Source organism: Stenotrophomonas sp. GD03877 (genome assembly GCF_029840555.1).
GTDB classification, from domain to species: domain Bacteria; phylum Pseudomonadota; class Gammaproteobacteria; order Xanthomonadales; family Xanthomonadaceae; genus Stenotrophomonas; species Stenotrophomonas geniculata.
Genome location: NZ_JAOCCT010000036.1, coordinates 47,153 through 53,355, shown reverse-complemented (window position 1 = coordinate 53,355; position 6,203 = coordinate 47,153). Strand labels below are relative to the sequence as shown.

The window sequence follows — 6,203 nt, the reverse complement described above, 5'->3', positions numbered from 1 at the left end:
CGCGCAGACAGATGCGGGGCGGGCCGTCGCAGTACGGCCCAGCGAGCCAGGACACCTTCCCGTGCCCATTCAAGGACGCTCGCATGTTCCGTAATCCTCTCTTCCGCTCGGCCGCGCTGGCCGTTGCCGTTTCGCTCAGCCTCGGCGTGCCCTCCGCATTCGCCGACAACGCACCCGCTGCCAGTGCTACCGCCGCCGTGCAGCGCCAGGCCGTGGCCAAGGGCCTGTACGAGCTGGCCTACAGCCCGAAGCAGAACGCCGTGTTCGTGGCCTCCTCCGGCGGTTTCGGCGATGACGCCGGCCCGGCCCAGGTGCTGCGCCTGAACCCGTCCACGCTGGCCGTGGAAACCCGCATCCCGCTGGAGCGCAAGGCGTTCGGCGTGGTGCTGGACGACGCCCACAACCGCCTGTACGTGGGCAACACCGTGGACCTGTCGGTGACCGTGGTCGACACCGCGCAGAACAAGGCCGTGGGCACCATCCAGTTGATGGAGAAGAAGACCGGCAAGGACGGCAAGGCCGCCTACACCCACGACCTGCGCGAGCTGGTGGTCGACAGCGCCGCCAACCGCCTGTACGTGACCGGCCACAGCAGCCAGCCGGACGTGAGCAGCGTGCTGTTCGTGATCGATACCACCACGCTGAAGGTGATCAACACCATCGACGGCCTGGGCAATGCCAAGGCGCCGGGCCTGGCGCTGGATGCGGCCAACAAGCGCGTCTACACCAGCAACCTGCTGGCCGACCTGGTGGTGGTGGGCACCGAGTCGAACAAGGTGGTGGCGCAGCACAGGATCGCTGCCGAGCAGCCGATGAACATCGCGCTGGACCCGGCCGGCAAGCGCCTGTTCGTGACCGACCAGGGCTCGGAATTCCTGCGTGGCTACCAGGCCAAGAGCAGCGGCCTGGTCAGCAAGCATCCGGGCCAGCGCGTGCTGGTGCTGGACCGCAGTACCGGCAAGGAACTGGCCAGCATCCCGACCGATGCCGGCCCGCTGGGCATCCTGCTGGATGCACCGCGCAAGCGCCTGTACGTGACCAACCGCGAAGCCGGTACGGTGACCGCGTACAACAGTGACAGCTACCAGAAGGTGGCGACCTACAAGGTGCCGACCCACCCGAACAGCTTGGCGCTGGATGCGAAGAACAACGTGTTGTTCGTGAGCATCAAGAACGGCGAGAAGGATGACAAGGGCGCTGACGAGAGCGTGGCACGGATTCAGCTGTAATGGGGTGACGCCGGGGCACGCCCGGCGGCGAGCCGCGTGAAGAAGGCAGGGTGAAGACCCTGCCTTTTTCATTGGCCGGTTGCGGCGCCAGCAGCCGGCGGCTAGGGTTGAACCTCATGGCAGGGAGCCAAAGGATCTGAATCATGCTGGGTATCCACCGCTGGCTGCGCGCCGGCCTGGTCTTCACGCTGGCGGGCGCACTCGGCGCCTGCAGCAGCCGCGTACCGGATGCGCCGGAGCCACTGGATCTGGTCAAGCCAATTATCGTTGCCGAGCCCGGCCAGGCGGTGCGGTTCGAGTTCGAGACGAATGCCCGCAACTTCAAGCCGGGTCGCACGTATGCGCTGGAGCTGGAGTTGCAGCGCCAAGGGACACGAAGGCCGGACGAGCCTGACGTGGGCACATCAAGGGTCCCGTTCGAGGTGACTCTGCAGCAATGGGGCACTGATGCCTGGAAGGATGTTCCCACCTACGATAGCTATCAGGCCGGGGTGCTCAATGCAGGTGAACAGCTTCCGGAATGGCATGCATCCAGCGAATGGCGGTATACGTCGCCGCACATGGGCAGTGACGGCCAATACACGCTGAGCCTGGTTGCTCTGCCACTGGAGCTTGATACCCGCTATCGCGTACAGGTTCGCACTGCGCAGGCCTCGCCGGAACTGCAGCATTACTCGGCTCAGTTGCGGGTACACGCAGCCCGGCCGCCAGGCAAGTAATCACTTACCACTGGAAGGAACGAAAGAATCACCTTATGGACAAGCCGCGCTATACCGTAGAGATCGTTATTGCTGCACCTGGCACACCGCTGATCGACCCCAGGACGCACAAGCCGGCCGTCGACACTGAGGGTGTTCCGCAGACGTCCGCCCCAGGACATATGTTCTACGTCCTGCATGCACCCGGCGTGCCTGCGAAGAGCTATGGATTTGCTCCCAAGGAGCACGGAAGCATGAATGGTCCTGGCGCCATCATGGAGGATGACGCAACGGTCTATAGAGACCCGCGCTACACCCGTACCCTCGAGATCAGCGAAGATCAGTACAGGAAGCTCCAGCAGTTCGGCTCGGACCCGGAGAAATTCGGTTTCAGCAAGCACTATCAGGATGTTCGCCACAACTGCGTGGACTTCACTTGGGAAGCGCTGAATCACGCGGGCATCCAGCGGAAAAGCAGCATCGACGTGAACGCGTTGGGTGGTCCCGCCGGCCAGCTTCTTCCGGATGTTCGCATTCCTCTTGACATCAAGGGGGCAGGCAAGGATGCATTCCGACCGCTGCGCAACATCCACGGTGTGGATAGCATTGATCCGCCGTTTCCGGACAGCGAGCTCAACCAGAGGAAAACCAATCCCCTGCCGGAGCGCAGTCTCAAGCAACACATGCTGAGTGATGCCGAGGGCATGGGCGAACGAAGCGGTGATCTTCTGGCCCGGCACAGCAACGACCCGCTGCTCTCGCAGATCCACCAGGGCGTGGCCCGGCTCGATGCAGAGCGGGGCCGTGCCTTCGATGCCACCAGCGAGAACATCAGTGCCAGCCTGTACGCGCTGGCCAAGGCCAATGGCCTGACCCAGGTCGACCATGTGCTGTTGAGCGATCGCACCGCGCAGGCCGATGTGGCGCAGAGCATCTTCATCGTCCAGGGGGAGCGCAACGACCCGGCACAGTTGCGGGCCAGCATGCCAACGGCGGTGGCCGCGCAGACACCGGCAGAAATCTCCTTCGAGCGCGCTGAGCAGCTGTCGCAGTCTGGGCAGGCGCGTACGCAGGATGAGCTGCAGCAGCGCCAGGTGCAGGAGCAGTCCGGGCCGCGCATGGCCTAGGGCGGCAAGCGTACGGCGAGCCGACGTTCTCGCGGTGGGCCGCCGGTAACGCTGGAGGCGGCTCAGCCCAGGCGGTGTGCCGGGTTCTGCTGTTGTTCCTGCTCACGGGCCTGCTGTTCGGGCAGCTGCCCCATGGCCGGCTGCTGCGGGGCAATGCCGAGCTTCTGCATCGACTGCTCCACCGGCGTCTGCGCGGCCACTGCGGTCGGCATCATCGCCCGCAGGTGCGCCGGATTGGCCGGGTCGCCCTGTACCACGAAGATGTTGTGTCCCGCCGGCTGGTTGGCCGTGGCGTTGCTGACCAGCACGTGGTCGACCTGCTGCAGGCCCTGCTCGCGGGCCAGCACGGTCAGGCTGGCGGTCAGACGCTCGCTGGTCTGGTCGAACGGACGGCCATGCTGCGCGTCCAGGGCAGCCACGCCCTGACGGATCTGCTGGTTGAGGCCGTACTCGGGATGGTTGGGGGTGATCTCTGCCATGGGGCGATCTGCAGCGGTAGTCGTGACGGACCTGGGCAGTATAGAACCGGTCCGTGAACCACCGCATCGCGGCGATCAGTCCGCCGGCCGATGGTCGTAGCTGATCACCCGCTCGGCCAGCCAGCGCCCGTCCACGCGGCGCCAGACCTGGATGAAACGGGCCTGGCCGGTCCAGTGCTCGATGCCGTTTGCATCGCGCTCGTGGAAGCGGTGGTCGCCGATCTCCAGGGCGCGGTCATCGTGCAGCGGAAACACCTGCAGCGAGCTTTCCACCAGCTCGCGGCGCAGGTGGGTGTGGTTGACGCGCGTGCTCTCGCATAGGGCGGCCACGCTGCGGCGGAAGTCGTCGCGCTTGCTGGCGGACTTGCCCGCCTTGTCATGGAAGAACTCCATGTCTTCAGTGGTCATGGCTGCCGCCTTGTCAGCGTCGCAGTCGTCGAACGCAGCGGCGAACAGCTGCGCGTCGGCCTGGTGGATCTGCTCGCGCAGGTCATCGGAGGGCGCGGGTGCGGCGGCGAGGCCGGCGGCCAGCAGGGGCAGGGTGAGCAGCAGCATGGCGAGGCTCCAGGGCGGGATTCATGCAGGCTCGCACGGTGCTCCGAGGGCCGCAGCCGCGCTGCGACGAAACGGGATTTCCAGGGAGTGAATGCCCGCATCTATGGATTGGCCAGGGGGCGTCCCTTGTGCAGGCGGTGTCATGGCGGCCGGCGATTCCATCACGGTCGCGATAGGGGCCGGCCCATAGCCTGAAAGCCTCCCCTTCCACAGGAGCTCCCATGCCTGCTTCCCGCGTCCGCCTGCACGTTGAAGACACCGGTGGCGATGGCCGCCCGGTCATTCTGATTCACGGTTGGCCGCTGTCCGCCGATGCCTGGAAGACGCAGGTGTCGATCCTGCGCGACGCGCAGCACCGGGTGATCAGCTACGACCGGCGTGGCTTCGGCCGTTCTGACAAGCCTGCCGATGGCTATGACTACGACACGCTGGCGGCGGACCTGGCCGGGTTGATCGAGGAACGTGATCTGCGCCATGTCACCCTGGTCGGCTTCTCGATGGGCGGTGGCGAGGTGGCGCGTTACGTGGCCAACCATGGCCAGGAACGCCTGCACAGTGTGGTGTTTGCTGCGGCGGTGCCGCCGTTCCTGCTACGCAGCGACGACAACCCGGACGGCCCGCTGACCCAGGACAAGGCTGACGAAATGCGCAGCGGTCTGGAAAAGGATCGCGAGGCGTTCTTCGATGGCTTCACCCGCGATTTCTTCAGCGCCAATGGCCAGCTGATGGTGACCGAAGAGACGCGTCAGGCGGCCATCGCGCTGTGCCATCAATCCGACCAGACGGCGGCGCTCGGCTGCATGAAGGCGTTTGCCACCACGGACTTCCGCGATGACCTGAAGAAGATCACCGTGCCAACCCTGATCCTGCACGGTGACAGCGATGCCATCGTGCCGTTTGAAGGTTCTGGCCAGCGCACGCACCGGGCGATCGCGGGCAGCGAAGTGGTGATCCTGGAAGGTGCGCCGCATGGCTGCAACACGAGCCATGCGGACCACTTCAATCTGGCGCTGCTGAACTTCCTGAAGCGGTAAGCTGCGGCCATGCGCCAGACCAAGACACCCCCGTGGAAGAAGCCCAACCCCAAGGGCCAGACTTCGCAGCCGCTGTCGCCTGCGCAGAAAGAGGCGGCGCGACAGCGTGCGGAAGAGAACGGACGGCGTTATCCGAATCTGGTGGACAACATGTGGGCCGCGAAGCTGCCGCGGGGATCCTGATCTGTAGAGCCGAGCCATGCTCGGCTTGCGCGCCCAGCGCGTGCCTTTGGTCGGCGGGCAACAGCAGCCGAGCGTGGGCTCGGCTCTACAGGTTGGCCAGCGGCGTCCAGCCGGGTTCCAGCCAGGGCGCGATCTTTTTCTGGCGGACGGTGATGGCCTCAACCGGCAGCCCCGCCAAGCGCGCAAGCTCTGCACGCAGCACATTGGTATCCACCGGCAAGGCCGCAGCCACCTGCAGCCGATCACCCTGATGCCTCACCTGCACCGGAAGCGTGGCGTGCGCGTCGTGCTCGCCGCCGGTGCGCCCGATCGGGTAGCGCATCGCTACCGGCCGCGACAGCTGCGCCAGTGCGGGCTGCCACGCCTGCAGCACGAGAGGCTGCCCGGCAGCGGGAACCTGTACTTCTGCAATCGTGGCCGGGTAGCCAGTGAGGCTCTCGACCATCACCTGGAAGCGCGCGCCATCCGGCATGACCAGCACGGTGGCGATCAATGCGGAGAACGAGACGAACACCGCCGCGAGGTTCCAGCTGCGCGGCGCGGTGGCCGGGCGCGTTGCGGTGCGCAGGCCCGGTCTGCGCCGCAGTTTGCGTGCGTAGATGCGCCGGTCCTTCCGGCGCGGGCTGGTGCTGTGCTCGGGCAGGTTCAAGGGAACCCGTGGAAGGCGCGCCACGCGGGCCTTGATCAGGCGCGACAGCAGCATCCACGCGATCACGAATGCCAGCAGCGGAAGCAGCGTTCTCACCCACAGATACAGCGTGACCATCCACAACACCTCTACATACGACCATCCATGCTCATCCACATCCTACCGGGACCACGCGACGGTTGTCGTATCCGACAGCCGACAAGCACAGGGTGCTTGGTTAGGATGGTCCTTTGTTGTCATGGATGAACC

Annotated in this window: 8 protein-coding genes; 5 read left to right on the top strand and 3 right to left on the bottom strand. The window is 65.5% G+C overall.

The genetic code is table 11. The features are described from left to right. Positions 1-83 precede the first annotated feature (83 nt). The 3 genes from N5D20_RS20895 to N5D20_RS20885 all read left to right on the top strand — a co-directional run bounded on the left by N5D20_RS20895 (position 84) and on the right by N5D20_RS20885 (position 3,054). A complete protein-coding gene (locus tag N5D20_RS20895; protein ID WP_010484174.1) occupies positions 84-1,229 on the top strand; it encodes a YncE family protein in 1,146 nt (381 codons plus the stop codon). Between the two features lie 143 nt (positions 1,230-1,372). Next, complete coding sequence (locus tag N5D20_RS20890; protein WP_010484173.1) at positions 1,373-1,948, top strand: hypothetical protein; 576 nt, start codon at positions 1,373-1,375, stop codon at positions 1,946-1,948. Between the two features lie 35 nt (positions 1,949-1,983). Then, positions 1,984-3,054, top strand: coding sequence for an XVIPCD domain-containing protein (locus tag N5D20_RS20885; protein ID WP_029379926.1), 1,071 nt, complete (start codon positions 1,984-1,986; stop codon positions 3,052-3,054). Between the two features lie 62 nt (positions 3,055-3,116). Here N5D20_RS20885 and N5D20_RS20880 read toward each other — a convergent pair whose 3' ends face one another. Next, the gene (locus N5D20_RS20880; protein ID WP_010484171.1) at positions 3,117-3,533 is read right to left on the bottom strand and encodes an XVIPCD domain-containing protein; all 417 of its coding nucleotides are present in this window, start codon (positions 3,531-3,533) and stop codon (positions 3,117-3,119) included. Between the two features lie 75 nt (positions 3,534-3,608). Then, positions 3,609-4,088, bottom strand: a complete 480-nt coding sequence (locus tag N5D20_RS20875) for a DUF4440 domain-containing protein (RefSeq protein WP_010484170.1) — start codon at positions 4,086-4,088, stop codon at positions 3,609-3,611. Positions 4,089-4,309: 221 nt separating this feature from the next. On the opposite strand from N5D20_RS20875, the gene N5D20_RS20870 reads away from it, so the two are divergent. Together N5D20_RS20870 and N5D20_RS20865 are read left to right on the top strand one after the other, a co-directional pair. Continuing rightward, positions 4,310-5,122, top strand: a complete 813-nt coding sequence (locus N5D20_RS20870) for an alpha/beta hydrolase (protein WP_279915217.1) — start codon at positions 4,310-4,312, stop codon at positions 5,120-5,122. 9 nt (positions 5,123-5,131) lie between these two features. After that, entirely contained in the window at positions 5,132-5,305 is a 174-nt protein-coding gene (locus N5D20_RS20865) for a hypothetical protein (RefSeq protein ID WP_005412082.1), read from the top strand. An 85-nt stretch (positions 5,306-5,390) separates the two neighbouring features. Here N5D20_RS20865 and N5D20_RS20860 read toward each other — a convergent pair whose 3' ends face one another. Beyond that, positions 5,391-6,071: a hypothetical protein gene (locus tag N5D20_RS20860; protein WP_279915218.1), complete on the bottom strand. Its 681-nt coding sequence runs from the start codon at positions 6,069-6,071 to the stop codon at positions 5,391-5,393. Between the last annotated feature and the right edge of the window lie 132 nt (positions 6,072-6,203).

Coding starts and splice junctions, on each gene's coding strand:
- N5D20_RS20895 (WP_010484174.1), top strand. CDS start 84: ATGTTCCGTAATCCTCTCTTCCGCTCGGCCGCGCTGGCCGTTGCCGTT.
- N5D20_RS20890 (WP_010484173.1), top strand. CDS start 1,373: ATGCTGGGTATCCACCGCTGGCTGCGCGCCGGCCTGGTCTTCACGCTG.
- N5D20_RS20885 (WP_029379926.1), top strand. CDS start 1,984: ATGGACAAGCCGCGCTATACCGTAGAGATCGTTATTGCTGCACCTGGC.
- N5D20_RS20880 (WP_010484171.1), bottom strand. CDS start 3,533: ATGGCAGAGATCACCCCCAACCATCCCGAGTACGGCCTCAACCAGCAG.
- N5D20_RS20875 (WP_010484170.1), bottom strand. CDS start 4,088: ATGCTGCTGCTCACCCTGCCCCTGCTGGCCGCCGGCCTCGCCGCCGCA.
- N5D20_RS20870 (WP_279915217.1), top strand. CDS start 4,310: ATGCCTGCTTCCCGCGTCCGCCTGCACGTTGAAGACACCGGTGGCGAT.
- N5D20_RS20865 (WP_005412082.1), top strand. CDS start 5,132: ATGCGCCAGACCAAGACACCCCCGTGGAAGAAGCCCAACCCCAAGGGC.
- N5D20_RS20860 (WP_279915218.1), bottom strand. CDS start 6,071: ATGGTCACGCTGTATCTGTGGGTGAGAACGCTGCTTCCGCTGCTGGCA.